The sequence below is a fragment of the Aeromonas encheleia genome (assembly GCF_900637545.1).
Classification (GTDB): Bacteria; Pseudomonadota; Gammaproteobacteria; order Enterobacterales; family Aeromonadaceae; genus Aeromonas; species Aeromonas encheleia.
The window spans coordinates 4,139,227-4,160,000 of the sequence record NZ_LR134376.1 but is presented as its reverse complement, the minus strand read 5'-3'; the positions used below and the strand labels follow the sequence as shown (position 1 = coordinate 4,160,000).

At 60.2% G+C, this 20,774-nt stretch carries 22 protein-coding genes and 2 rRNA genes (1 of these 24 running past the window's edge); 15 read left to right on the top strand and 9 right to left on the bottom strand.

Annotated features, from left to right (window positions below; translation table 11 throughout):
* From EL255_RS19365 to EL255_RS19350, 4 genes are all read left to right on the top strand, one after another.
* Positions 1–1,019 (top strand): 23S ribosomal RNA (locus EL255_RS19365) (it extends 1,871 nt beyond the left edge of the window).
* A gap of 124 nt (positions 1,020–1,143) precedes the next feature.
* Positions 1,144–1,258, top strand: a 5S ribosomal RNA gene (rrf, locus tag EL255_RS19360).
* 275 nt (positions 1,259–1,533) lie between these two features.
* On the top strand, positions 1,534–1,851 hold the full coding sequence (gene tmaR, locus EL255_RS19355) for a PTS system regulator TmaR (protein WP_033132275.1): 318 nt from the start codon (positions 1,534–1,536) through the stop codon (positions 1,849–1,851).
* Between the two features lie 217 nt (positions 1,852–2,068).
* On the top strand, positions 2,069–5,152 hold the full coding sequence (locus tag EL255_RS19350; RefSeq protein WP_042653307.1) for a transglycosylase domain-containing protein: 3,084 nt from the start codon (positions 2,069–2,071) through the stop codon (positions 5,150–5,152).
* A gap of 89 nt (positions 5,153–5,241) precedes the next feature.
* On the opposite strand, the gene yjgA is transcribed toward EL255_RS19350, so the two are convergent.
* Positions 5,242–5,766, bottom strand: coding sequence for a ribosome biogenesis factor YjgA (gene yjgA, locus EL255_RS19345; protein ID WP_042653306.1), 525 nt, complete (start codon positions 5,764–5,766; stop codon positions 5,242–5,244).
* A gap of 111 nt (positions 5,767–5,877) precedes the next feature.
* Here yjgA and pmbA point away from each other — a divergent pair, with 111 nt between their 5' ends.
* Positions 5,878–7,221, top strand: a complete 1,344-nt coding sequence (pmbA, locus tag EL255_RS19340; protein ID WP_042653305.1) for a metalloprotease PmbA — start codon at positions 5,878–5,880, stop codon at positions 7,219–7,221.
* Positions 7,222–7,301: 80 nt separating this feature from the next.
* On the opposite strand, the gene murA is transcribed toward pmbA, so the two are convergent.
* Genes murA through mlaF form a run of 7 tightly spaced genes read right to left on the bottom strand, consistent with a single transcriptional unit; the run spans position 7,302 to position 11,824 of the window.
* A complete protein-coding gene (gene murA / locus EL255_RS19335) occupies positions 7,302–8,558 on the bottom strand; it encodes a UDP-N-acetylglucosamine 1-carboxyvinyltransferase (protein WP_042653304.1) in 1,257 nt (418 codons plus the stop codon).
* Between the two features lie 16 nt (positions 8,559–8,574).
* Complete coding sequence (ibaG, locus tag EL255_RS19330) at positions 8,575–8,832, bottom strand: BolA family iron metabolism protein IbaG (RefSeq protein WP_005306001.1); 258 nt, start codon at positions 8,830–8,832, stop codon at positions 8,575–8,577.
* Positions 8,832–9,104, bottom strand: a complete 273-nt coding sequence (locus EL255_RS19325) for an STAS domain-containing protein (RefSeq protein ID WP_042653303.1) — start codon at positions 9,102–9,104, stop codon at positions 8,832–8,834. The genes ibaG and EL255_RS19325 overlap by 1 nt, the downstream gene beginning before the upstream one ends.
* The gene (mlaC, locus tag EL255_RS19320) at positions 9,101–9,736 is read right to left on the bottom strand and encodes a phospholipid-binding protein MlaC (RefSeq protein ID WP_042653302.1); all 636 of its coding nucleotides are present in this window, start codon (positions 9,734–9,736) and stop codon (positions 9,101–9,103) included. Before mlaC ends, EL255_RS19325 begins: the two co-directional genes overlap by 4 nt.
* 9 nt (positions 9,737–9,745) lie before the next feature.
* Complete coding sequence (gene mlaD / locus EL255_RS19315; protein WP_042653301.1) at positions 9,746–10,237, bottom strand: outer membrane lipid asymmetry maintenance protein MlaD; 492 nt, start codon at positions 10,235–10,237, stop codon at positions 9,746–9,748.
* A 7-nt stretch (positions 10,238–10,244) separates the two neighbouring features.
* Positions 10,245–11,024, bottom strand: coding sequence for a lipid asymmetry maintenance ABC transporter permease subunit MlaE (gene mlaE / locus EL255_RS19310; protein WP_042653300.1), 780 nt, complete (start codon positions 11,022–11,024; stop codon positions 10,245–10,247).
* Complete coding sequence (gene mlaF / locus EL255_RS19305) at positions 11,024–11,824, bottom strand: phospholipid ABC transporter ATP-binding protein MlaF (RefSeq protein WP_042653299.1); 801 nt, start codon at positions 11,822–11,824, stop codon at positions 11,024–11,026. Before mlaF ends, mlaE begins: the two co-directional genes overlap by 1 nt.
* 206 nt (positions 11,825–12,030) lie before the next feature.
* Here mlaF and EL255_RS19300 point away from each other — a divergent pair, with 206 nt between their 5' ends.
* The 10 genes from EL255_RS19300 (at position 12,031) to npr (ending at position 18,840) form a co-directional block, all read left to right on the top strand.
* On the top strand, positions 12,031–13,026 hold the full coding sequence (locus tag EL255_RS19300) for a KpsF/GutQ family sugar-phosphate isomerase (RefSeq protein ID WP_042653298.1): 996 nt from the start codon (positions 12,031–12,033) through the stop codon (positions 13,024–13,026).
* Positions 13,026–13,580: a 3-deoxy-manno-octulosonate-8-phosphatase KdsC gene (kdsC, locus tag EL255_RS19295; protein WP_042653297.1), complete on the top strand. Its 555-nt coding sequence runs from the start codon at positions 13,026–13,028 to the stop codon at positions 13,578–13,580. Before EL255_RS19300 ends, kdsC begins: the two co-directional genes overlap by 1 nt.
* Positions 13,577–14,137 carry an LPS export ABC transporter periplasmic protein LptC gene (lptC, locus tag EL255_RS19290; RefSeq protein WP_042653296.1) on the top strand — a complete coding sequence of 187 codons (561 nt, stop codon included), beginning with the start codon at positions 13,577–13,579 and terminating at the stop codon, positions 14,135–14,137. Before kdsC ends, lptC begins: the two co-directional genes overlap by 4 nt.
* On the top strand, positions 14,124–14,642 hold the full coding sequence (lptA, locus tag EL255_RS19285; protein WP_042653295.1) for a lipopolysaccharide transport periplasmic protein LptA: 519 nt from the start codon (positions 14,124–14,126) through the stop codon (positions 14,640–14,642). Before lptC ends, lptA begins: the two co-directional genes overlap by 14 nt.
* Positions 14,643–14,652: 10 nt before the next feature.
* Entirely contained in the window at positions 14,653–15,378 is a 726-nt protein-coding gene (gene lptB, locus EL255_RS19280; protein ID WP_042653294.1) for an LPS export ABC transporter ATP-binding protein, read from the top strand.
* A gap of 65 nt (positions 15,379–15,443) precedes the next feature.
* The gene (locus EL255_RS19275) at positions 15,444–16,883 is read left to right on the top strand and encodes an RNA polymerase factor sigma-54 (protein WP_042653293.1); all 1,440 of its coding nucleotides are present in this window, start codon (positions 15,444–15,446) and stop codon (positions 16,881–16,883) included.
* A 20-nt stretch (positions 16,884–16,903) separates the two neighbouring features.
* Complete coding sequence (gene hpf, locus EL255_RS19270) at positions 16,904–17,191, top strand: ribosome hibernation promoting factor (RefSeq protein WP_042653292.1); 288 nt, start codon at positions 16,904–16,906, stop codon at positions 17,189–17,191.
* A 2-nt stretch (positions 17,192–17,193) separates the two neighbouring features.
* Positions 17,194–17,640, top strand: coding sequence for a PTS IIA-like nitrogen regulatory protein PtsN (gene ptsN / locus EL255_RS19265; RefSeq protein WP_042653291.1), 447 nt, complete (start codon positions 17,194–17,196; stop codon positions 17,638–17,640).
* A gap of 40 nt (positions 17,641–17,680) precedes the next feature.
* Positions 17,681–18,547, top strand: coding sequence for an RNase adapter RapZ (gene rapZ, locus EL255_RS19260; protein WP_042653290.1), 867 nt, complete (start codon positions 17,681–17,683; stop codon positions 18,545–18,547).
* A 20-nt stretch (positions 18,548–18,567) separates the two neighbouring features.
* Positions 18,568–18,840 carry a PTS phosphocarrier protein NPr gene (gene npr / locus EL255_RS19255; protein WP_042653289.1) on the top strand — a complete coding sequence of 91 codons (273 nt, stop codon included), beginning with the start codon at positions 18,568–18,570 and terminating at the stop codon, positions 18,838–18,840.
* A gap of 18 nt (positions 18,841–18,858) precedes the next feature.
* On the opposite strand, the gene EL255_RS19250 is transcribed toward npr, so the two are convergent.
* Positions 18,859–20,763, bottom strand: coding sequence for a BglG family transcription antiterminator (locus EL255_RS19250; RefSeq protein ID WP_042653288.1), 1,905 nt, complete (start codon positions 20,761–20,763; stop codon positions 18,859–18,861).
* Between the last annotated feature and the right edge of the window lie 11 nt (positions 20,764–20,774).

Genomic DNA, 20,774 nt, shown 5'->3' with positions numbered 1-20,774 from the left:
CGAAGCCCCGGTAAACGGCGGCCGTAACTATAACGGTCCTAAGGTAGCGAAATTCCTTGTCGGGTAAGTTCCGACCTGCACGAATGGTGTAACCATGGCCATGCTGTCTCCACCCGAGACTCAGTGAAATCGAATTCGCCGTGAAGATGCGGTGTACCCGCGGCTAGACGGAAAGACCCCGTGAACCTTTACTACAGCTTGGCACTGAACATTGAACCTACATGTGTAGGATAGGTGGGAGGCTTTGAAGGCGTGACGCCAGTTGCGCTGGAGCCGTCCTTGAAATACCACCCTTGTATGTTTGATGTTCTAACGCAGGGCCCTGAATCGGGCTCGCGGACAGTGCCTGGTGGGTAGTTTGACTGGGGCGGTCTCCTCCCAAAGAGTAACGGAGGAGCACGAAGGTTGGCTAATCCTGGTCGGACATCAGGAGGTTAGTGCAATGGCATAAGCCAGCTTAACTGCGAGACGGACAGGTCGAGCAGGTACGAAAGTAGGTCATAGTGATCCGGTGGTTCTGAATGGAAGGGCCATCGCTCAACGGATAAAAGGTACTCCGGGGATAACAGGCTGATACCGCCCAAGAGTTCATATCGACGGCGGTGTTTGGCACCTCGATGTCGGCTCATCACATCCTGGGGCTGAAGTCGGTCCCAAGGGTATGGCTGTTCGCCATTTAAAGTGGTACGCGAGCTGGGTTCAGAACGTCGTGAGACAGTTCGGTCCCTATCTGCCGTGGGCGTTGGATGATTGAAGGGAGTTGCTCCTAGTACGAGAGGACCGGAGTGAACGAACCTCTGGTGTTCGGGTTGTCACGCCAGTGGCACTGCCCGGTAGCTAAGTTCGGAATCGATAACCGCTGAAAGCATCTAAGCGGGAAGCGAGCCCTGAGATGAGTCATCCCTGACCCCTTGAGGGTCCTAAAGGGCCGTTGGAGACCACAACGTTGATAGGTGGGGTGTGTAAGCGCGGCGACGTGTTGAGCTAACCCATACTAATTACCCGTGAGGCTTAACCATACAACACCCAAGAAGTGTTCTGGGCCTTGTAGCAGATGAAGAACTACTTACTTAATTCAGTGATAGTGACCAAGCTAAGCGCTTAGTCGTTATTCACGTCAGCTTTCCGAGATTGAAGTTTTTGCCTGGCGGCCATAGCGCCGTGGAACCACCTGATCCCATGCCGAACTCAGAAGTGAAACGCGGTAGCGCCGATGGTAGTGTGGCATTCGCCATGCGAGAGTAGGACACTGCCAGGCTCCCAATTGAAGAAGCCCGCTCAATCGAGCGGGCTTTTTTATTGCCTGAAATTCCTGTCGCCTCCAGCGTTACCCATCGCATTCTCATTCCTAGCCATATTGCTGCCCCTTCCCGGCTGTCAGAACCCACGCCAGCTTGCGATTGGGGTTGTATCTGCATCATAACTCGGTAGAGTAAAGGGCACTCTAGGGTTTGCCTGTACCATGCCTTCAGCTCCTCTCTGGTACGGGGTAATCCGACCTGTTTTCATTAACCTTCAATCAGTGGTATCGATATGGAACAAGTAAACAAGTCTACCTTCAGCGACGTATTGGAATATGTGCGCATGTCCCGTCGCCAGAACAAGCTCAAGCGCGAGATCGTCGACAACGAGAAGAAGATCCGTGACAACCAGAAGCGGGTGCTGCTGCTCGACAACCTGAGCGACTACATCAAGCCGGGTATGAGCATCGATGAAGTCCAGGCCATCATCGCCAACATGCGCGCCGATTACGAGGAGCGGGTTGATGATCACATCATCAAGAACGCCGAGCTTTCCAAGGAACGCAAGGAACTGAGCACCAAGCTGAAAGGCATGAGCTCCAGCAAGTAAGATTGCCGCCTCGCGATTTTGAAACACCGGCCTCTGGCCGGTGTTTCACTTCTGTCCATCAGCTCGGATCACTCTCCGCCCTGCAACAATCGGCTCCCATTTTCATAATCGCCCTGTTAACATCGCACCAAAGCGGTCAATAGTTTTCAAGCCATTGACTTGAAACGACTAAGCTTGAGTGAAACACAATAAATTGCGCAACCATGGTGGGGCTGATATGGGCGCATCAAAACAGACGGATTTGAACAAAGTGGCATCTAAGGATTCATCCGTACCGCATGCGGACGGGCAACACAAGCACAAGCGTCGTCCCTGGTGGCGGTGGTTGTTCTGCTTTATCTTTTTGCTTTGCCTGGCTGCCGCGATCGCCCTGCTTGGCTATGAGATGAAGACCTCTCGTCTGCAGTCGCAGGAAATTTCCAACTATGCGGCCAAGCTGACCTATCAGCTCGAGCCCGGCCTCAGCAAGCAGATCCGCTTTCCCGATGACGGTCCCTTCGACAAGCGGCTCGGCTATGTAATGTTGCCGATGATCCAGGAGCGGCTGATCCAGCGCGGCTATCAGGTGAGTGAGCAGGTGCATTTTTCCGATGCACTGTATAACTACGCCAGCCATGGCTTCTTCGTGCCATACACCGAGAAGGTACAAGCCGGGCTAACCCTGCATGACTGCCGCGCCGAGCCTTTCTATCAGTACAAGTATCCGACCCACTACTACCCGGATTTCAACTCCATCCCTCCTCTGGTCATACAGTCGCTGCTGTTCATCGAGAACCGGGATCTGCTGAGCAACGAACAGCCGCTGGCCAACCCGGCGGTAGACTGGCCGCGTTTCGCCAAGGCGGCGCTGTCTCAGGTGGGCAAGGCGCTGGACATGCAGGATCAATCCGCCGGTGGCAGCACGCTGGCCACCCAGGTCGAGAAGTATCGCCACTCCCCCGATGGCCTGACCCTGTCGCCGACTGAGAAGATCCGCCAGATGGCCTCGGCCAGTGTACGGGCCTATCGACTGGGGCCTGAGACCCTGGAGGCACGCAAGCTGGTCGCCTGGGCCTACCTCAACTCGGTGCCACTCTCTGCGGCCCCCGGCTATGGCGAGGTGCATGGCCTGGGTGACGGTCTCTGGGTCTGGTTCGGAGCCAATGTGGATGAGGTGAATCGTCTGCTGGATCCCGCCCGCAACCAGGACGCCACGCTGGCGGAGCAGGGCCTGGCCCTGCGGCAGGTCGTCTCCCTGATGATCGCTCACCGCCGCCCCTCTTACTATCTGGCTCAGGGGCGGGAGGCGCTGTCGACCCTGACCGACAGCTATCTGCGTCTGTTCGTCCAGGAGGGGATGATTGCGCCTCCGCTGATGGAGTCTGCGCTCAAGGCCAAGCTCGGCTTCCGCGACTTCCTGCAGTCACCGGCGATCACCCGGGTCAATAACAACAAAGGCTTGCAGGTGGCGCGTACTCGCCTCAGCCGCCAGCTCGGGGTCCAGCTGTATGATCTGGATCGCATGGATCTGACGGCAGACACCACGCTCAACATGCCGCTGCAAAATGACATTTCTCGTTACCTGCAGCAGCTGGCTGACCCCGCCGTTGCCGCTCAGGTCGGCCTGTTTGGTGAGCGCCTGCTCTCGCCGGAAAAGACGGGAGACGTGAAGTACAGCTTCACCCTGTTCGAGAAAACTCCGGAAGGGGTGAAGGTGCGGGTGCAGACCGACAACACGGATCAGCCGTTCGACATCAACGAAGGCAGCAAGCTGGAGCTGGGCTCCACCGCCAAGCTGCGGGTGCTGACCACCTACCTGGAGATCGTCACCGAGCTGCACGACAGCTATGCGGGCATGCCGGCCGACAGCCTGCGTAAGATAGAGGTGTCCAACCAGGATAACATCAGCCGCTGGGCTATTTCCTACCTGATGGTCGCCAAGGACAAGAGCCTGCCGGTGATGCTGGAGGCGGCGCTGGATCGCAAATACTCCGCCAGCCCCTATGAGGGCTTCTTCACCGGTGGCGGCATGCACACCTTCAACAACTTCCGCAAGGAAGACAACGGTCGCATCCCGCCGATCCGTGACGCGCTGCGCGAGTCCATCAACCTGCCCTTCGTGCGGCTGATGCGGGACATAGTGCGCTACAGCCTCTACAAGGAGGGGAACCGGGCCCAGTTGCTCAAGGATGACAAGGATCCGCGCCGTACCGAGTACCTCGCCAAGTTTGCCGACAAGGAGGGCCAGACCTACCTGCTGCGCTTCTGGCGCAAGTACCAGGGCAAGACCCCGGATGAGCGGCTTGATACCTTCCTCGATGGCCTCAAGCCCAGTGCGGTCCGGCTCGCGGCCGTGCATCGCTACCTGATGCCGGAGGCGTCGCAGCTGGACTTCGCCGCCTTCCTGGCCAAGCGTTTACCACGGGACAAACTGAGTGACAAGCGGATCGAGCAGCTCTACACCAGCTATGGACCTGGTAAGTATTCGCTACCGGATCAGGGCTATATAGCGCGGGTGCACCCGCTGGAGCTGTGGTTGCTCTCCTACCTCAAGGAGTTCGACAAGGCGACCTTCGCCGATGCGGTCGCTGCCAGCCGTGATGAGCGCCAGGAAGTGTACAGCTGGCTGTTCAAGACCCGCCATCGCAGCGCCCGGGATAGCCGCATCCGTACCATGCTGGAGGTCGAAGCCTTCCTCGACATCCATCAGCGCTGGGCGCGGCTGGGTTATCCGTTCGATCACCTGGTGCCGTCGTTGGCGACGGCACTCGGCAGCTCGGGGGACAGACCGGCGGCACTGGCCGAGTTGATGGGGATCATCCAGAACGGGGGTATACGTGCCCCGACCCAGCGCATCGAGTATCTCTCGTTTGCCAAGGACACGCCCTTTGCCACCGTGTTCGAACCGGCCAACGTCCAGGGCACTCGGGTGCTGCCGGTCGAGGTGACGGATGCCTTGCGCAATGCCCTGTCCAAGGTGGTGGAGGGGGGCACGGCGCGGCGCATCGCCGGGGCCTTCGCCCTGCCGGATGGCACCATCTTGCCGATGGGGGGCAAGACGGGGACCGGGGACAACCGGCTGGAGACGGTCGGCCGTTATGGCAACGTGACCAGCTCGCTGGCCCGCAACCGGACAGCGACCTTCGTCTTCTACATCGGCGCCGATCACTTCGGCACCCTGACCGCCTATGTGCCGGGCAGCCAATCCGACAAGTTCCGCTTCACCTCGGCGCTACCGGTACAGGTGCTCAAGGGGATGGCCCCCTTGCTGATGCCCTATCTGCAGCCGGGGACTCATACCCAGTGCATGTCGGGTAGTTGATGCGTGAACACATGGCATAAAAAACGGGGCCAGATTGGCCCCGTTTCGTTTTCGCTCGGCGGCATTCTGCCCCGGACGTGCGCCATGACTTACAGCTGGTCTTCGATCTCACCGCGCAGATACTGGTACATCTCGCGAAAGGCCACCGGCGGCTTGTTCAGCTCCCGCTCCTTGTTGGCACTGCGGATCAACTGGCGCAGCTTCTGGCGATCCAGCTCGTGGAACTGGGCCATCAGCTCGTTGAGGGCGCTGTCCCCTTCGTTGATCAGCCGCTCGCGCCACTGCTCCAGACGATGCAGACGGGCATTCACGGTCGAGTGGCGGTTCTTGAAGATGGAGAGAGCCTGTTCGATCGGCTCAATATCCCGGCTGCGCATCAGGCGGCCGATAAACTGCAGGTGGCGGCGGAAGGATTCGTCCTTCTTGGGCTTGAGTTTGCGGCCCAGTTCGATGGCATCGGCCAGCTCTTCATCCAACGGGATTTTTTCCAGCTCGCTGTGGCTCAGGGAGACGATCTCTGCCCCCAGCTTTTGCAGTGCTTCGGCGTCGCGCTTGAGCTGGCTCTTGCTGGGACCCCAATCGTCCAATTCGTTGTCGTCTTGATACTGACTCATCGGTCTCTGATTCCTGTCATTCACGTTAGGGGATATGTTACCAGCTTCTCCCGCTGGGCGCAGGGGTCTGATATGCTTAGCCCCTTTCCTTCCTTCATACAGATGTGAGTTATGGACCAGCAAGACCAAATCCGCCAGGATCAAGCCCATCTCGAGGCCGTCGTCGCCGAGGCACTGGAGATAGCCAAGGGACTGGGCGCCTCGCTGGCCGAAGTTTCCATCAGCAAGCAGACCGGGCTGTCGGTGAACACCCGGGGCTGTGAGCTGGAAAGCATCGAGTTCAACAAGGATGGGGCGCTCGGCATCGCCGTCTACCGCGATGGCTGCAAGGGGTCGTCTTCGACCACGGATCTGAGCAAGTCAGCCATCCGTGCCGCCGTCGAGGCGGCCATGGAGATCGCCCGCCACACCTCACCGGATGACTGTGCCGGCCTGGCGGATGCCGAGCTGCTGGCCTGGGATGCCCCCGATCTGCAGCTGTGCCATCCCATAGAGCTGGATCCCCAGCGTGGCATCGAGCTGGCCATCGAGTGCGAACGGCTGGCGCTGGGTCGCGATGCCCGCATCAAGCATTCCGACGGCGGCAGCTTCTCCAGTCATCTGGGGGTCAAGGTCTACGGCAACAGCCACGGCTTCGTCAAAGGCTATGCGGCGTCACGCAACTCGCTGAGCTGTGTGCTGATCGGTGAGCAGGATGGCGACATGCAGCGGGACTATGGCTATTCCTCCAGCCGGGATCTGGCCGGACTCTGGAGCCCGCAGCGCATCGCCGACGAGGCGGTGGAGCGCACCGTATCCCGTCTCGGTGCCCGCAAGATCTCCACCCGCCACGCCCCGGTGCTGTTTCACCCGGACACCGCCGCCGGCCTGTGGGGCCATCTGGTGATGGCCATCAGCGGCGGCAACCTTTATCGCAAGTCGAGCTTCCTGCTGGACAAGCTGGGCGAGCAGATCCTGCCAGACTGGCTCCGCATCCAGGAGTTCCCCCACCTGCGGGGCGGGCTGGCCAGCAGCCCGTTCGACGGTGAGGGGGTGCGTACCCGCGACATGGATATCATCCGTGACGGTCGCCTGATGAGTTGGCTGCTCACCTCCTACTCGGCGCGCAAGCTGGGGCTGACCAGCACCGGCCATGCCGGTGGCATCCACAACTGGCAGGTCTCGAACACCGGCCAGGACTTCCAGGGCATGCTCAGGGAGATGGGCACCGGCTTGCTGGTGACCGAGCTGATGGGGCAGGGGGTCAATATAGTCAACGGCGACTACTCCCGTGGCGCCGCCGGCTTCTGGGTGGAGAACGGCGAGATCGCCTACCCGGTGGAGGAGATCACCATCGCCGGCAACCTCGCGGACATGTTCCGCACCCTGGTGGCGGTCGGGACGGACGAGGACGAACGCTCCAGCCTCAAGACCGGCTCGGTACTGGTCGAGCAGATGAAGCTGGCGGGTCACTGATCCCCCTCGCTTTCCTGAACTGGCGGCATGAAAAAGGCCCCCTCGCGTTGGCGAGGGGGCCTTTTTAGTGGACTGATAAATCAGCCCTTGATGCGTTCGATGCGACCACCCAGACCCTGCAGCTTGTGCTCGATGTCTTCATAGCCACGGTCGATGTGATAGATACGCTCGACTATGGTGGTGCCCTCGGCCACGAAGCCGGCGAGAACCAGGCTGGCGGAGGCGCGCAGATCGGTCGCCATCACCTGGGCACCCTTGAGTTGCTCGGTGTCACGGCAGATGGCGACGTTGCCCTGCAGCTCGATGTCCGCGCCCATCCGCACCAGTTCAGGCACGTGCATGAAGCGGTTCTCGAAGATGGTCTCGGTGACCATGCCGGTGCCTTTAGCGACCGCGTTCAGCACGGTGAACTGGGCCTGCATGTCGGTCGGGAAGGCCGGGTAGGGGGCCGTCTTGATGGTGACCGGCTTGAGGGTACGACCCGTCATGTCCAGGCTGATCCAGTCAGCACCCTTCTCGATCAGGGCGCCGGCCTCTTCCAGCTTGACCAGTACCGCTTCCAGCAGGGAGGGGTCTGTCTTGCGGCAGGTGATCTTGCCGCCGGTGACAGCTGCACCCACCAGGAAGGTACCGGTTTCGATACGGTCAGGTTGCACGCTGTAGCTGCCGCCGTGCAGACGCTCGACCCCGTCGATGGTCAGGGTATCGGTGCCCGCGCCTTTGATGTCGGCGCCGAGGGTGTTGAGGAAGTTGGCCAGATCGACCACTTCCGGCTCACGGGCGGCGTTCTCGATCACGGTGCGGCCGTCCGCCAGGGTGGCGGCCATCATCAGGTTCTCGGTACCGGTGACGGAGATCATGTCCATCAGGATGTGGGCACCCTTGAGACGACCATCGACCCGGGCCTTGATGTAACCATCCTCGATGGCGATCTTGGCACCCATCAGCTCCAGGCCGTGCACGTGCAGGTTGACCGGACGGGCCCCGATGGCGCAACCGCCGGGCAGGGAGACGTCGGCCGCACCGAAGCGGGCCGCCAGCGGGCCCAGCGCCAGGATGGAGGCGCGCATGGTCTTCACCAGGTCGTAGGGGGCTACATGGTTGTTCACCGCACCGGTCAACACGGTCACATTGCCGTTGACCTTGGTGCTGGCACCCAGCATCTCCAGCAGCTTGAGGGTGGTGCCCACGTCCTTGAGGCGCGGCACGTTGGAGAGTTGGATCTCCTCATCACACAGCAGGGTGGCGAACAGGATTGGCAGGGCGGCGTTCTTGGCGCCGGAGATGGTCACTTCGCCGTTGAGCGTGCAACGACCATCGATCTTGAATTTGTCCATTTACTTAGATACCAAATCAGGAGGGCAATAGGAATTTACGTTCGCGCTTCCATTCGGCATCGGTAAACGCCTTGATGGAGAGTGCGTGGATGGCGTTGCTGGCGATCTTGTCCATCAGCGGAGCGTAGATGGCCTGCTGTTTCTTGACCCGGCTCATACCGTCAAACATGTCGCCGACGGCTATCACCTGATAGTGACTGCCGTCGCCTTTGACATGGACTTCGGACAATGGCAAGGCCTCAAGGAGTATCGCTTCAATTTCAGAGACTTGCATTATGCGTCCTCAGTGTTGGGCGGGGTTGATTGAAACAAATTGGCCACCCCGTACAGGTTGGCCAAGGTATGGAAATCACGGGAGGCGCCCACCAGTTGTGGTGTGGCGCCTCTTGCGAGGGTGGCCTTGGCCCACTTGACCAGCAGGGCCAGCCCGGCGGAGTCCAGGGTGGTGACGCCGCTCAGCTCGAGCGCATCATCTTGCCACCACTCCTCCCGGCGCTGCCACAAGGCGTTGACCTGTGGTGCCTGCAGCTCACCCGTCAGGGTCATGACTTGAGGACCAGCGGCTTGGCGTTGTGTTCGCGCAACTGGGCGATCACCGCATCGATGCCATTCTGGCGAATGAGGCCACCGAGCTCGCTCTGCTTGGCGGAGAGCAGGCTGATCCCTTCGGCGACCATGTCGAAGGCCTTCCACTCGCCGGTCTTGTTGTTCTTGCGCAGCTTGAACTCGAGGAAGATGTCCGGCTTGCCGGTCTCTTTCACGCTGACGTTGACGGCGGTGATGTTGCTGTCGGTCGGTGTCTTGCCCGGCTGGACCTGGACGGTCTGCTTGTCGAAGTGGGCAAGGGCATCGGCATAGGAGCTCACCATGTACTCGGTGAACACCTCGACGAAGGCATCACGCTGGGCGGGAGTGGTCTCCTTGATCTGGTTGCCAAGCACCTTGTAGGCGGCGAAGCGGTTGTCCACGTAAGGCAACAGCTCTTCGCGGATGATCACCCGCAGGTGGTCCGGGTTGCTCTTCACCTGGGACTGATCTGCCTTGAGGCGGGCGAAGGTCTGCTGGGCAGCCTGATCCACCAGGGCATAGGGATCCGCGGCGCTGGCTCCTGCCTGGGCAGTCACGGCAAACAGCATGCTGGTCATCAGACCCAGCAGCAGGGCAATTTTCTTGAACATGGTTACTCCTTACTTGCTGGCAGCTTTGTTGTCGGCAGACTGACTGTAGAGGAACTTGCCAATCAGATCCTCCAGTACTATGGCCGATTTAGTGTCTTCGATCATGTCACCATCCTTGAGCATGTTGGTGCCCATCTCCTCGTCGGTGAAGCCGGGCGCCAGGCCGACATACTGCTCGCCGAGCAGACCCGAGGTCAGGATGGAGAGGGTGCTGGTCTCGGAAAACTCGCCGGCGCTCTTTTGCATCTGCAAGGAGACCACTGGCACCAGGCTCTTGGCATCCAGGGCGATGTCACTGACCCGACCGACGACCACACCACCGACCTTGACCGGTGAGCGGACTTTCAGGCCGCCGATATTATCGAAATGGGCGCGCAGGGTATAGGTTTCTCCTTCCGGTTTGAAGCTCAAACCGGCAACTTGCAATGCCAATACCAGAATGGCCGCGATGCCGGCCAGCATGAAGGCGCCGACCAGGAATTCTACTTTGCTGAACTTCATCTTTACCTTATCCAAACATGATTGCGGTGAGTATAAAATCCAGACCGAGCACGGCCAGGGACGAGTGGACCACGGTCCGGGTCGTCGCCTGACTGATCCCGGCCGAGGTCGGCTTGGCATCATAGCCATTAAAGAGCGCAATCCAGGTGACCACCAGGGCGAAGATCAGACTCTTGATGGCCCCTTGCATGATGTCATCCTGCCAATCGACGGAGGCCTGCATGGCAGACCAGAAGCTGCCCTCGTCCACCCCCAGCCAATCGACGCCGACCAGCTTGCCACCGAAGATGCCGATCAGGCTGAACATGAAGGCCAGCAGCGGCATGCTGATGACCCCGGCCCAGAAACGGGGGGCCACCACCCGGCGCAGCGGATCCACCGCCATCATCTCCAGGCTGGAGAGCTGCTCGGTGGCCTTCATCAGCCCGATTTCGGCGGTCAGGGCGGAGCCCGCCCGGCCGGCAAACAGCAGGGCGGTGACGACCGGTCCCAGCTCCCGCAGCAGGGAGAGGGAGACCAGCGGCCCCAGGCTCTGCTCGGCACCGAAATCCTTCAGCACGTTATAGCCCTGCAGGGAGAGCACCATGCCGATGAACAGACCCGACACCAGGATGATGGCGACCGATTGTACCCCTACCACATAGAGCTGCTGCATCAGCAGGGGGAAGTGCTTGCGTGGCTGGGGGCGGCCCGCCAGCGCGTGAAACAGCATGATGGTGGCGCGGCCGATGGCGTTGATGAAACGCACCCCAACCCGACCCAACTTGCTTACTTGGCTTATCAACATCACAGATCCTGTAGCAGATCGCCTGCCGGAAAATGAAACGGAACAGGACCGTCTGGCAATCCTTGCAGGAATTGTTCGACTTCCGGATTGTGCTCCTCGCGCAGCTGATCCGGGGTGCCGTGCGCCACCACCTTGCGGTTGGCGATGATGTAGGCGTAATCGGCGATGCTCAGCACCTCCTTCACATCGTGGGTGACGATGACGGAGGTAATACCAAGGGCACTGTTGAGTTCCTTGATGAGCTTCACCAGCACCGCCATGGTGATGGGATCCTGACCGACGAAGGGCTCGTCATACATGATGAGATCCGGATCCAGCGCGATGGATCTGGCCAGCGCGGCGCGCCTGGCCATGCCGCCGGAGAGCTCGGACGGCATCAGTCTGGCCGCGCCACGCAGCCCGACGGCCTGCAGCTTCATCATGACGATGGTGTGGATCAGCTCCTCCGGCAGGCCGGAGTGCTCCCGCAGCGGGAAGGCCACGTTGTCGAAGACGGTCATGCCGGTGAACAGGGCACCGCTCTGGAACAGCATGCTCATCCGTTTGCGGACTTCATACAGGCGGGAGCGGGAGAGGGTGGGAATGTCTTCTCCATCAAACAGGATATGACCCGATTCAGGTTTCAGCTGGCCACCGATCAGGCGCAGCAAGGTGGTCTTGCCGATCCCGCTTGGCCCCATGACTGCGGTGACCTTGCCACGGGGAATGGTCAGGTTGATCCTGTCGTACAGCAACCGATCCCCGTGACTGAAGGTCAGCTCGGAGATGGTGATCAGGTCATTGTTCAAACAATTGTCCATCCGGTATAAAAGAAGAGCGAATTTTATGGGCTAGTCTAGGTCTAAGCAACAGCAAGGAACAACTATTGAGCGTGCTTCCCCCCCAAATGCACGACAGTTTTATGTAACAACTTGCATCAGCAGGATGAGGTCCCGCATCCGATTCGCTTATCTCGGCAGACTTTTTTATAATCCCGCAGCAAATTTCGGCCCGGAGCTGTGTCTTTATGTCTGTAAAGCCTGAAAAAGTGTCTGAACTGTTCGATTTTCGTCGCAGTGCCCGTGCGGTGCTGGACATTGAAAAGCAAGCGATTGATGGCCTCTACCAGTACCTCGACGAGACCTTCGTTCGGGCCTGCGAGATGGTGCTGCGCTGCGCCGGCAAGATAGTGGTCACCGGCATGGGCAAGTCTGGCCATGTCGGCAACAAGATCGCCGCGACCCTGGCCAGCACCGGCACGCCAGCCTTCTTCCTGCACCCTGGCGAGGCCAGCCACGGGGATCTGGGGATGATCTCCGCCGGCGACCTCATCATCGCCATCTCCAACTCCGGCGAGAGCGACGAGATCCTGGCCCTGCTGCCGGTGCTCAAGCGCCGGGGCATCCCGCTCATCTGCATGACCGGCAACCCTGCCTCGACCATGGCCAAGGAGGCCAATGTGCATCTGTGCATCAAGGTCGACAAGGAGGCCTGCCCGCTCGGTCTGGCACCGACCTCCAGCACCACTGCGACCCTGGTGATGGGGGATGCGCTGGCCGTGGCCCTGCTGGAGGCCCGTGGCTTCACCGCCGATGACTTCGCGCTCTCTCACCCGGGCGGTTCGCTCGGCAAGCGACTGCTGCTGCGGGTGGGCGATCTGATGCATCGCGGCGAGCTGTTGCCCCAGGTAGGGATAGATGCCACCATCAGCCAGGCGCTGTTGGAAGTGAGCCGCAAAGGCCTGGGCATGACGGCAGTCGTGGACACGCAGGGGCTGCTGGCCGGCCTGTTCACCGATGGTGACCTGCGCCGGATCCTGGATCTGCAGGTGGACATCCATCACACCCCGATCGCCAAGGTAATGACGGCCAACTGTGTTACCGTAGGGCCTGAGATGATGGCGGCCGAGGCCGTCAAACTGATGGAAACCAGGAAGATTAACGGATTGCTGGTGGTGGATGAAGCAAGGCGGCCACTGGGTGCCTTCAACATGCACGACCTGCTGAAAGCCGGGGTGATTTGATGCAAGACGTACCGACCCTCTATGGTCCGGTGACGCGCGGCCAGTACGACAAGGCGGCGCAGATCCGCCTGCTGGTGTGCGATGTGGATGGGGTGCTTTCCAATGGCTTCATCTACATGGGCAATAACGGCGAAGAACTGAAGACATTCTGCACCCGCGACGGGGCAGGCATGCGTGCCCTGCTCAATGCCGGGCTGGAGATCGCCATCATCACCGGGCGCAACTCCCGCATCGTCAGCGATCGGATGCGCGGCCTGGGAGTGCAGCACCTGGTGCAAGGGGCGGATCAGAAGCTGCCCCACTTCGAGGCATTGTTGACCAAGCTCGGTCTAGAGGCGTCGCAGGCGGCCTACATGGGGGATGACACCATAGATCTGCCGGTGATGCAGGCCTGCGGCCTCGGCATCGCGGTGGCGGATGCCCATCCGCTGGTGCTGGCAAAGGCGGATCTGGTGACCCGGCTGGGAGGGGGCGTCGGCGCGGTACGCGAGGTGTGCGACCTCATCCTGCAGGCGCAAGGGCTGGGCGACTACCAGCCCGAGGCCTCACGATGAACAGACAGACGCTGCTGTTTGCCCTGCTGTTTCTGGTGGCGCTGGGGGCCTGGCAGTTTGGCGAGATCGAGCTGGCCCCCGAGCCGGTCACCAAGGTGGAGAATTATCAACCTGACTTCACCGCCAAGAATCTGATCACGACCCGCTTCAACGAACAGGGCAAGCGGACCGAGCGGCTGGAGTCGGAGTTTGCCGAGTATTTCCAGATCCTCGAGCAGGCGACCTTCGAGAAGCCGGTGGTCTACATGTTCGATGAGCAGGGCGAGGCCGAGTGGAAGGTCACGGCCGAGACCGGGGTGCTCAACACCGACGACAACGTGATCCTGCGCGACAAGGTGCATCTGGACGGCCTGCTGCCTGCGTCCTTCATCTCCACCCTGGATACCCCCTATCTGGAGCTGGACCTGGTGACTCAGGACGTGAGAAGCAATCAGCACATCCGCATAGTGGGTCAGGAATTCCAGACCGAGGGGGTTGGCCTGAGGGGTCACCTGGATCGTAAATATTTCGAATTACTGGATAAAGGCCATGCCACTTATTTCAATGAAAAACGTTAATCTGGCCCTCGCCGCCCTGCTGTTGTGCGGTGCGGCGAATGCCAAAGAGTCTGACTTTGCCGAGAAGGTCTATGTGGACGCGGTCAAGCAAGTGGCCGAGATGCAGGACAATCGCATCACCTTCAGCGATGATGTGATCATCACTCAGGGCACCATCAAGATTAAGGCCGACAAGGTGGTGGTGATCCGCTCCGGCGATAAAGGCGCCGAGGTGATGACCGCCTATGGCAACCCGGCCACCTTCTTCCAGATCCTGGACAACGGCAAGCCGGTCAATGCCCACGGCAACAGCATCCGCTACGAGCTGAAGAACCGGTTGGTCACCATCACCGGCAACGGCCAGCTCAAACAGGAAGACAGTCAGGTCACCGGCGACCTCATCCGCTACGACATCGTCAAGCAGAAGATGATCGCCGAGAGCAAGGGCCCCACTCAGCGCGTCAAGACGGTGTTCCTGCCAGAGCAGGTAGAAAACTTCGACAAGCCCGCCGATCAGAAGAAGTAGGAAACGAGCCATGGCAGTGTTAAAAGCAGTCGGCCTGCAGAAGAGCTACAAGCGCCGCATGGTGGTCAGCGACGTGAGTCTGGAAGTGGGCACCGGCCAGATCGTGGGGCTGCTCGGCCCCAATGGTGCCGGCAAGACCACCTCCTTCTACATGATCGTGGGTCTGGTGCAGCGGGACGCCGGCCTCATCACCATCGACGATCAGGACATCAGCCTGCAGCCCATGCATATCCGAGCCCGTAACGGCATCGGCTATCTGCCGCAGGAGGCCTCGATCTTCCGCCGTCTGTCGGTGTTCGACAACCTGATGGGGGTCATGCAGACTCGCAAGGGCTTGAGCCGCGAAGAGCGGGAAGACAAGGTCGAGCAGCTGCTGGAAGAGTTCAACATCACCCACATCCGCGACAGCCTGGGGCAGAGCCTGTCGGGGGGGGAGCGGCGCCGGGTCGAGATCGCCCGCGCCCTGGCGGCAGAGCCGAGATTCATCCTGCTGGATGAACCCTTTGCAGGTGTTGATCCTATTTCCGTCATAGACATCAAGAAGATCATCCAGCACCTGAAAGAGCGGGGCCTCGGTGTGCTGATCACCGATCACAACGTCCGAGAGACGCTGGATGTGTGTGAAAAAGCCTATATCGTCAGCCATGGCAAGATGATTGCCGAGGGCGCTCCGGCCGATATCCTCGCCGATGAGCAGGTCAAGCGCGTCTATTTGGGCGATCAATTCAGTCTATAGTAAGGGGGCATCCCTCATTTTTGTTAGGTGGCTGCCTCGCTGAACATAAGGATATCCCGACGTAGATGAAGCCGACATTACAGTTGCGTCTCGGTCAGTCCCTGACCATGACGCCACAATTACAACAAGCGATTCGTCTGCTCCAGCTCTCCACGCTGGAACTCCAGCAGGAAATTCAGCAAGCGCTCGACAACAACCCCTTGCTGGAGCAAGAGGAGAGCGAGACGCAGGAGACCAACCCGGAAGAGGCGGTCGACGCCAGTCAACTCGATTCCAGCGATGCCATGGCTCAGGACAAGATGCCAGATGAGCTGCCGGTGGATACCACCTGGGACGATGTCTATTCGGCCGGAACGGCCCAGAGCGCCGGCCCTATCCACGATGGGGAGGACAGCGTCTACCAGGGGGAAACCACCGAGAGCCTGCAGGACTATCTGCTGTGGCAGATGCGACTGACCCCCTTCAGCGATCTGGATGCCGCCATTGCCCTCGCCATCATCGACGCCATCGACGAATCCGGCTATTTGACCGTTTCTCTCGAGGATATTCAGGCTGCAGTCAGCAGCGATGAGGTAGAAGTCGAACTGGATGAAGTCGAAGCCGTGCTCAAGCGGGTGCAGCATTTCGATCCGATCGGCATTGCCGCCCGTTCGGTACAGGAGTGTCTGCTGATCCAGCTCGGCCAGTATGCGCCCGATCTGCCCTGGCTCAATGAGGCGAGGGAGGTGATCAATGAGCACATGGACTTGCTCGGCAACCGCGATTACCGGACCCTGGCGCGCAAGACCAAACTCAAGGAGAGCGACCTCAAGGAGGTGCTGGATCTCATCCAGCAGCTGGAGCCAAGGCCAGGCAATGGCATCATCCAGAACGAGTCTCAATATGTGATCCCGGATGTGTCCGTGGTCAAGAAGGGCTACAAGTGGGTGGTGGAACTGAATCCGGATTCGGCGCCGCGCATTAGGGTCAATGAGACCTACGCGGCCATGGCCAGACAGGCCAAGACCAGTCAGGACTCCCAGTTCATCCGCTCTCACCTGCAGGAAGCCAAGTGGTTCATCAAGAGTCTGGAGAGTCGTAACGACACCCTGCTCAAGGTCGCCAGCTGCATCGTCGAACAGCAGCAGGGCTTCTTCGAGTACGGTGAAGAGGCCATGAAGCCCATGGTGCTCAACGACATCGCCGAGGCGGTGGAGATGCACGAGTCGACGATCTCACGGGTGACGACCCAGAAGTACATGCACACGCCCCGTGGCATCTTTGAACTGAAGTTTTTTTTCTCCAGTCACGTCAATACGGAGGGAGGAGGAGAGTGCTCATCGACCGCAATTCGCGCCCTGATCAAAAAGTTGGTGACGGCAGAGAACCCTGCCAAACCGCTTAGTGATAGCAAGATCGCGGATTTGCTGGCCGAACAGGGTATTATGGTGGCGAGACGCACGATCGCAAAGTACCGTGAATCCTTGTTGATCCCGCCATCCAATCAGCGTAAGCGCCTGGTTTAGGCAAACAAAAGGAAGACGTTATGCAAATTAACCTGACCGGACACCATGTCGAGATTACCGAAGCTCTGCGTGATTATGTGAATAGCAAATTTGCCAAACTCGAGCGTCACTTTGAACATATCAACAACGTGCATGTGGTGTTGAGCGTCGAAAAACTGAACCAGATTGCCGAAGCCAAGCTGCACGTCAGCGGGGGAGAGGTGTTCGCCAATTCGGAGCATGCCGACATGTATGCTGCGATTGATACCCTGCTGGATAAACTGGATCGGCAGATCATCAAGCACAAAGATAAGTTAAATCAAAAATAACTATGCAACTTGAACACATACTGAGTCGGGACTGCACCAAGAGTGCGGTCCCTTGTACCAGCAAGAAACGCGCCCTCGAGATCATCAGTGAACTGGCCGCAGAGCGCCTGGGCGCCTCCCGTCAGGTGCTGTTTGAGAGTCTGCTGGCGCGGGAAAAAATGGGCAGTACCGGGATCGGTGCCGGTATTGCCATTCCTCACGGCCGGATCGACGATGCGTTCGTCCCGACCGCCGTGCTGATGACCTTCTCCGAACCCATCCCATTCGATTCTATCGACAACCAACCGGTTGACCTGCTCTTTGCCTTGCTGGTGCCGGAAAGCGAGTGCAAGCAGCACCTCAAGACCCTTTCCCTGATGGCATCCAAGCTGGGTGACAAGGCCGTCTGCCGCCAGTTGCGCCAGGCGACCAGCGACGAAGAACTCTACCAGATCATGACCTCGGCCTGATGCCGGGCATGATACAGCCATGTTGGCGTGAGGGGACAAGATGCAGTTAATAGTGGTAAGCGGTCGCTCGGGCTCCGGTAAGACGGTGGCCCTGAGGGTACTGGAGGATCTGGGGTATTACTGTGTGGATAACCTGCCGGTCAATCTGCTGCCCCAGCTGATCGTCTCGGTCGAGAGCCAGTATGACAAGCTGGCGGTCAGCATAGACGTGCGCAACCTGCCCACTCAGCCCGACCGGCTGGAAAACTTGCTGGCCCAGGTGCGCAACGAGGGGCGGGTGGAGTTTTCCAGCTTCTTCTTCGATGCCGACAACAATACCCTGCTCAAGCGCTACGGCGAGAGCCGCCGGCTGCACCCCCTGTCTCGCAACAAGCTGTCGCTGGATGAGGCGATCCGTGAGGAGACCCACCTGCTGGCGCCGCTCTCCTCCACCGCCGATCTGCGCATCGACACCACAAGTCTCAGCATCCATGACCTCAGCGAGCTCATCAAGACCCGGGTGCTCGGCAAGAAAGAGAACGAGCTGGTGCTGGTGTTCGAGTCGTTCGGCTTCAAGTACGGTATCCCCAAGGATGCCGACTTCGTGTTTGATGCCCGCTTCCTGCCCAATCCGCACTGGATCCCCGAGCTCAAGCCCTTCACCGGTCAGGATGAGCCCGTGGCCAACTACCTGTCCGGCCAGCCGGACGTGATGCTGTTCATCCAGCAGATCGAGAACATGCTGGGGACCTGGTTGCCGCACCTTGAGCGCAACAATCGCAGCTATGTGACGGTCGGCATCGGCTGTACCGGCGGTCAGCACAGATCCGTGTTCATCGCCGAGCGGCTGGCCAGCGCGTTCCGCCTGCTCGGCAAGAACGTGCAGATCCGCCACCGCACCCTCGACAAGCGCTCAACCCAAGCCTGACAGATCAATAGGACGCTCAGATGACTGTTTCCGCCTCGGTAGAAGTCAAAAACAAGCTGGGAATGCACGCCAGACCTGCCATGATGCTGTTCGAGCTGGTGCAGGGTTTCGATGCCCATGTGCTGCTGCGCAACGAGGACGGCGTCGAGGCCGATGCGGACAGCGTGATCGGCCTGCTGATGCTGGACTCCGCCCAAGGCAAGCAGGTTGAGGTGCAGGTGGAGGGGCCGGAAGAAGAAGAGGCCCTGGCCGCCGTGGTGGCGCTGTTCACCTCGGGCTTCAACGAGGAGTGAGGCTCGCCTCCTCTCCCGTCATGATCCGGTGCGTGCCAGCGCCTTGAAGCTGGCGAAATCCCGACAAGCCAGCAGATTCTTGCTGGCTTTTTCGTTCATCAGCGCCAGGAACAGATCGTAGAGTCCCATCGCTTCCTCATAGTCGGCCTTGGCGATGGCCAGCGCGAAGATGAGGGTGGCGGTCTCGCCATTGCCCCACTCGATGCCCTGAGGCGCCAGTACCGTGTAGACCAGGGTGCGGCGCGCCAGCAGGCCGAGGGAGTGGGGCAGGGCTATGCCATCCCCCAGCATGGTGGAGACGATCCGCTCCCGCTCGTGCAGGGAGCCCCTGAACGCCTCCTCCACCAGATCCTCCCGCTCCAGCCGATCGCAGATCCGGGCAAACAGACTGGCCTGGCTGAGCGGTTCATCCACCACCATGAAGTGTTCGGCATCGAAGTACTTGTCGAGCAGGTAGGGGCGGGTGCGATCGATCAGCACCAGCTTGCCGAGCTGCTCCAGCTGGTACTGGGTCGGGAAGGGCGCCACCTGCACCACGGGGGCATTCTTCTCGCTCACCTTGACCGTGCTGATGACAAAGTCCTGCGCTATCCGTGGCAGGCTCTCGTAGTCCCGCACCGACTCCAGGCTGCTCAGCTGCAGCTGGGGGTATTCCCGCTTGATGCGCGCCTCCAGCACCCGGAAGGTGGCATTGCCCGCGTCGCACAGCAGCAGCGCCTGGGGTGGACGGCTGTAGCCGATGTCGTAGTGACGCTCCAGCCCGACCCCGATGTGGATCACCAGATAGCCTATCTCGTGATGGGTCAGGTGATAGGGGGTCTGCTTGATCCACTCCGAGATGGCGGCCAGGGTGATGTCGTAGGCGAGGGGATAATATTGCCTGATGTGTTCCGCCAGCGGATTGTGGCTGCCGATCTGGTATTTGATCCGCAGCAGCATGGCGCTGATGTGGGTCAGCAGATCGGAGTGCAGCTGGCTGTCGTGGCGCAGATCATAGGGATAGTGCTGGTGGATGTAGTCCAGCAGGTGCGCGACCAGCTGGGCGCTCTCGGCTGCCATGGTCGGGCTGAGCTGCGGGGTATCGGCGATGAGACGGGCCTGGATCTGGATGGCGAGGCAGATGATCTCCTGCTCGCCCGGCGGTGTCAGGGTCGGCAGCTCGGCATAGATGTCGCGGGCCACTGCCGCCAGGGGGGCGGTGAGGTCCTCGCTGCTGAACGCCAGCAGTTCGTGGCCTGCCGCCTGCCGCAGCAGGGCGACGGCGCAGTAGATGGTGAGCTGTTGCAGGCTTTCGTCCGCCAGCCGCAGCTGATGATGTCCGAGCTGCGCATGAATGCGATTACCGATGACCTCCCGCGTCTTGCTGGGGCAGAGGTTCGGCAGCAAGCCTTGCAACGGGTGGTTGCGGATCTGTTCCCGATAGAGCAACTGGGTAAGGCAGGCCCGGATCGCCGTCTCCTCCCCCTGGATGCGCATGCCGAGTCGCGGCTTGCTGTCGATGCTGAGCCCGAAATGGGCAAGCCGCTCCCGCACTTCCGCCATGTCCCCCTGCAGCGCGGCCCGGCTCAGATACCAGGTATCCGCCAGCTCATCGAGCTTGATCCCCTGTTCGGCGGTGAGCAGCAGCAGCTGCAGATGCAGCACCCGCTCACGGCTGGTGCGGGGCAGGCTGCTCTCCTGCTCCTGCGCCGCCAGCAACTCATCAAACAGCCCCTGATTGTAGATCTTGAGCTGGTAGCCGCAGCCGCGCTGGTGGATCAGATGGCCACCGTGGGTGGCAATCAGCTCGTTGAGGGTCGCCACGTCGGTGCGTACCGTGCGGGTGGAAACATTGAGGCGATGGGCGAGCTCTTCCTGTGGCAGCGGTTCGGCATGGAGCAGGGTCAGCAGCTGGTGGAGTCTGGGGTGGGGCAGCTTGGTCATGGGGAAGCGAG

Coding starts and splice junctions, on each gene's coding strand:
- tmaR (WP_033132275.1), top strand. CDS start 1,534: ATGGAACAAGTAAACAAGTCTACCTTCAGCGACGTATTGGAATATGTG.
- EL255_RS19350 (WP_042653307.1), top strand. CDS start 2,069: ATGGGCGCATCAAAACAGACGGATTTGAACAAAGTGGCATCTAAGGAT.
- yjgA (WP_042653306.1), bottom strand. CDS start 5,766: ATGAGTCAGTATCAAGACGACAACGAATTGGACGATTGGGGTCCCAGC.
- pmbA (WP_042653305.1), top strand. CDS start 5,878: ATGGACCAGCAAGACCAAATCCGCCAGGATCAAGCCCATCTCGAGGCC.
- murA (WP_042653304.1), bottom strand. CDS start 8,558: ATGGACAAATTCAAGATCGATGGTCGTTGCACGCTCAACGGCGAAGTG.
- ibaG (WP_005306001.1), bottom strand. CDS start 8,832: ATGCAAGTCTCTGAAATTGAAGCGATACTCCTTGAGGCCTTGCCATTG.
- EL255_RS19325 (WP_042653303.1), bottom strand. CDS start 9,104: ATGACCCTGACGGGTGAGCTGCAGGCACCACAGGTCAACGCCTTGTGG.
- mlaC (WP_042653302.1), bottom strand. CDS start 9,736: ATGTTCAAGAAAATTGCCCTGCTGCTGGGTCTGATGACCAGCATGCTG.
- mlaD (WP_042653301.1), bottom strand. CDS start 10,237: ATGAAGTTCAGCAAAGTAGAATTCCTGGTCGGCGCCTTCATGCTGGCC.
- mlaE (WP_042653300.1), bottom strand. CDS start 11,024: ATGTTGATAAGCCAAGTAAGCAAGTTGGGTCGGGTTGGGGTGCGTTTC.
- mlaF (WP_042653299.1), bottom strand. CDS start 11,824: ATGGACAATTGTTTGAACAATGACCTGATCACCATCTCCGAGCTGACC.
- EL255_RS19300 (WP_042653298.1), top strand. CDS start 12,031: ATGTCTGTAAAGCCTGAAAAAGTGTCTGAACTGTTCGATTTTCGTCGC.
- kdsC (WP_042653297.1), top strand. CDS start 13,026: ATGCAAGACGTACCGACCCTCTATGGTCCGGTGACGCGCGGCCAGTAC.
- lptC (WP_042653296.1), top strand. CDS start 13,577: ATGAACAGACAGACGCTGCTGTTTGCCCTGCTGTTTCTGGTGGCGCTG.
- lptA (WP_042653295.1), top strand. CDS start 14,124: ATGAAAAACGTTAATCTGGCCCTCGCCGCCCTGCTGTTGTGCGGTGCG.
- lptB (WP_042653294.1), top strand. CDS start 14,653: ATGGCAGTGTTAAAAGCAGTCGGCCTGCAGAAGAGCTACAAGCGCCGC.
- EL255_RS19275 (WP_042653293.1), top strand. CDS start 15,444: ATGAAGCCGACATTACAGTTGCGTCTCGGTCAGTCCCTGACCATGACG.
- hpf (WP_042653292.1), top strand. CDS start 16,904: ATGCAAATTAACCTGACCGGACACCATGTCGAGATTACCGAAGCTCTG.
- ptsN (WP_042653291.1), top strand. CDS start 17,194: ATGCAACTTGAACACATACTGAGTCGGGACTGCACCAAGAGTGCGGTC.
- rapZ (WP_042653290.1), top strand. CDS start 17,681: ATGCAGTTAATAGTGGTAAGCGGTCGCTCGGGCTCCGGTAAGACGGTG.
- npr (WP_042653289.1), top strand. CDS start 18,568: ATGACTGTTTCCGCCTCGGTAGAAGTCAAAAACAAGCTGGGAATGCAC.
- EL255_RS19250 (WP_042653288.1), bottom strand. CDS start 20,763: ATGACCAAGCTGCCCCACCCCAGACTCCACCAGCTGCTGACCCTGCTC.